The sequence below is a fragment of the Actinomadura sp. GC306 genome, assembly GCF_004348665.1.
GTDB lineage: Bacteria > Actinomycetota > Actinomycetes > Streptosporangiales > Streptosporangiaceae > Spirillospora.
The window spans coordinates 1-2,932 of record NZ_SMKM01000449.1; the positions used below are offsets into that span (position 1 = coordinate 1).

A 2,932-nucleotide genomic window follows, 5' to 3' on the forward strand; every position below is an offset into this window, starting at 1 on the left:
GGACGGCGTGGAGGAGTTCGGGGACGGTGTTGGCGGTGAAGGGGCGGCGGCCGGTGAGGAGTTGGTACGCCACGCCACCGAGGGCGTAGAGGTCGGTGCGGTGGTCGACGGGGGTGTTGCGGTCGAACTGCTCGGGGGCCATGAAGGCGGGGGTGCCGATCATGGCGCTGCCGGTGAGATCGGTGGTCTGCTCGGCGTAGCGGGCGATGCCGAAGTCCAGAATCTTGACCCGGTCGCCGTCCAGGAGCATCACGTTGGCGGGTTTGATGTCGCGGTGCACGACGCTTTTGGCGTGGGCCTCGGCCAGCGCGTCCGCGATCTGGGCGAGGATGGCGGTCGCGCGGGCGACGGGGAGGCCACGGGGGTGCTCTGCGGTGAGCGTGGCCAGATCGGTGCCGCGCAGCAGTTCCATGACCAGGAACAGGCTGTCGTCATCGGTGTCGATGTCGAAGATGGTGGCGATGCCGGGGTGCTGGAGCCCGGCGGCGATCTCGGCTTCGCGGCGGAACCGGGCTATGGCCTGGGCAGGGGCGCCGTGCGAGGGCAGGACCTTGATTGCGACGGTGCGGTTCAGGCGCAGGTCGGACGCTCGCCAGACTTCGCCCATGCCGCCGCGGCCGAGCAGCGCGTCCAGCCGGTAGCGTCCCGCCAGTACTCGCCCCTCGCGCATGAGCCTCCCGCCGGCGCCCGATCATCCCCCGAAATGATCTCCGGAACCTGCGTGGCCGTCCACCGATTCACGGCGAGCGCAGCCCCCTGCAAGAATCGTTCAATTCGCAAGACAGATTGCTGTCGCTTGATTACGTTGAGCTACGACCGGTGTTAGCTGCACGTTCACCCTCGTGACCCCCGTCAATCGAGTGCAGGAGGCCCCCGACATGGCCGGCGACCAGCGAGATCCCGATGCCCTTCGCGTCCACTTCGGCCTTGAGCTGCGCCGGAGGCGTCACCGCGCGAAGCTCTCCCAGAACGAGCTGGCCAAGGCCCTCGGCTGTACCCCGCAGTGGATATGCCAACTGGAGAAAGCCGACAAGACCGTCTCCGAGCAGACGGCTCTCGACCTGGACACCTACTTCAAGACCGACGGCTGGGACCAGGACGAGGGCCACTTCCACCGCATCTACCAGACCGTCCGCCGCGCCGGCCGCCGTCGTGTGCTGCGTCCGAGCTTCGACGATTATCGTGAACAAGAGGGCAAGGCCATCGGTATTCGGTGCCTCGCCGCCCAGATTATCCCGGGGCTTCTCCAGACCGAGAGTTACGCATACGCACTCATGGGCGAGTGCGAACCAGCCGAAACCCTGGAAGCACGTGTCGCCGTACGGATGGAACGCCAGGAAATCCTCCGCCGTGACAAGGCCCCGGAGGCGATGTTCGTTCTCGATGAGTCCGTGCTCAGGCGGCCAGTCGGTGGTGACCAGGTCATGGCCGATCAGATCGACCACCTCATCAGCATGGCTCAACGGCCCAACATTCAAGTACTGGTCATGCCCTTCACTCGGGTCACGCCGCTCGCGCTGGGTGGCGGCTTCATCCTGCTCAACTTTGCAACGGAAGCCGATCTCATGTACGTGGAGGCAGGAGGCATCAGCCAGTTGATCGAGAGCCGGGACGTGCTCTTTGAGGCGGGGGTACATTTTACGTTGGTGATGGGCGAGGCTCTCAGTAAGGCTGAATCCATCGAGTTCATGAGCCAAGCACGTGAAGGGTACCTATGACCCCCTCAGATCGGTCGGTCCTGCTCTGGAGGAAGAGCAGTCACAGCGACGCCACCGGTGGCGAGTGTGTGGAGGTTGCCGCCGTATCTGGACGTGTTCTGTTCCGGGATTCGAAAGATCCGGAGGGTCCTTGCCTTGGGCTTACGGTGACGGGAGCGCGCGACCTCATGAGCCGACTGCGCGAGAAGTAGCCGCAATGCATTAGTGACGTAGGAGGACTTACGCGATCCACGCGCGTCCAGTTGCCCCGTTGCGCGATGGCCGGTGCGGCGTCAGCGGGGGCGGCTGGTCGGGGTGGGGCTGTGTTTGATCGTGTCGTGGGTCTCGGCGGCGATGTCGACGGTCGCCGCGCGCAGTTCGCCGGCGTCGACGAATTGCCGGGTGCTGGCGAGGCGGACGGTGGCGATGATGTTGCTGTCGCGGAAGACCACCGTGTATTCCTCCACCGCGCCCGACCGGTCGTAGTGGGAGTACGCGTCCTGCCCGGGGTGCTGCTCGGTGTGATTGCGGTGGGTCCAGCCGCCCTTCGCCCGTCCTTCGGCCAGGGTCTGCCTCGCGTGCTCGGAGGCGGATACCCAGAGTTCGGGGCCCACCTTGGTCACCTGGACGCGGAGGTACTCCCATCCGTCGTCCATCTCGCGTTCCCATCTGCAGTCGACGTCGTCGTCCTCGGACCGGTGCCGGACGGGCTCCGCGTCCGAGAAGGTGGCCGGAAGCAGCTCCGGGCAGGTGGGCACTTTGGCGTGGGCACCTTCGTCGACTAGGGCTCCGCCTGGGTTGAGCAGCACCACCATGAGGGCGGCGACGAGCAACGCGGTGACGACCACGGCGAAAGCGCCGTACGCGCGGGAAATCTTGGCTGGGGACTCCGGACTTCGCGTCTGTGGTGGCTGGTCGGGCGCCGCCGGTCTGGGCTCCTCATGGGTCTGTTCCTCCGGGGCAGCGATGGCGCGGAGGCGGGTGGCGACGGTGCGGGCGTCTTGGGGGCGGTCGTCCGGCTTTTTGGCGAGGAGTTCGGCGACCAGGTCGTTGAGTTCTTTGGGGACGTCGGGACGGGTGTCGCTGACGGCGGGGGCGGGGGTGAGTAGGACGGCGTGGAGGAGTTCGGGGACGGTGTCGGCGGTGAAGGGGCGGTGGCCGGTGAGGAGTTGGTAGGCCACGCCGCCGAGGGCGTAGAGGTCGGTGCGGTGGTCGACGGGGGTGTTGCGGTCGAA

Annotated in this window: 3 protein-coding genes and 1 pseudogene; 2 read left to right on the top strand and 2 right to left on the bottom strand. The window is 66.6% G+C overall.

Annotated elements, in window-relative coordinates:
• A partial coding sequence (locus E1200_RS32435; RefSeq protein WP_131956370.1) for a serine/threonine-protein kinase occupies positions 1–670 on the bottom strand: 670 nt, incomplete at its 3' end.
• A 208-nt stretch (positions 671–878) separates the two neighbouring features.
• On the opposite strand from E1200_RS32435, the gene E1200_RS32440 reads away from it, so the two are divergent.
• Together E1200_RS32440 and E1200_RS32445 are read left to right on the top strand one after the other, a co-directional pair.
• Positions 879–1,718 (top strand): helix-turn-helix transcriptional regulator, encoded by an 840-nt coding sequence (locus E1200_RS32440; protein WP_131956372.1) that lies wholly within the window; start codon positions 879–881, stop codon positions 1,716–1,718.
• Complete coding sequence (locus tag E1200_RS32445) at positions 1,715–1,909, top strand: DUF397 domain-containing protein (protein ID WP_131956374.1); 195 nt, start codon at positions 1,715–1,717, stop codon at positions 1,907–1,909. The genes E1200_RS32440 and E1200_RS32445 overlap by 4 nt, the downstream gene beginning before the upstream one ends.
• Positions 1,910–1,990: 81 nt before the next feature.
• Here E1200_RS32445 and E1200_RS34210 read toward each other — a convergent pair.
• Positions 1,991–2,932, bottom strand: a pseudogene (locus tag E1200_RS34210) (hypothetical protein); the annotation flags it as partial.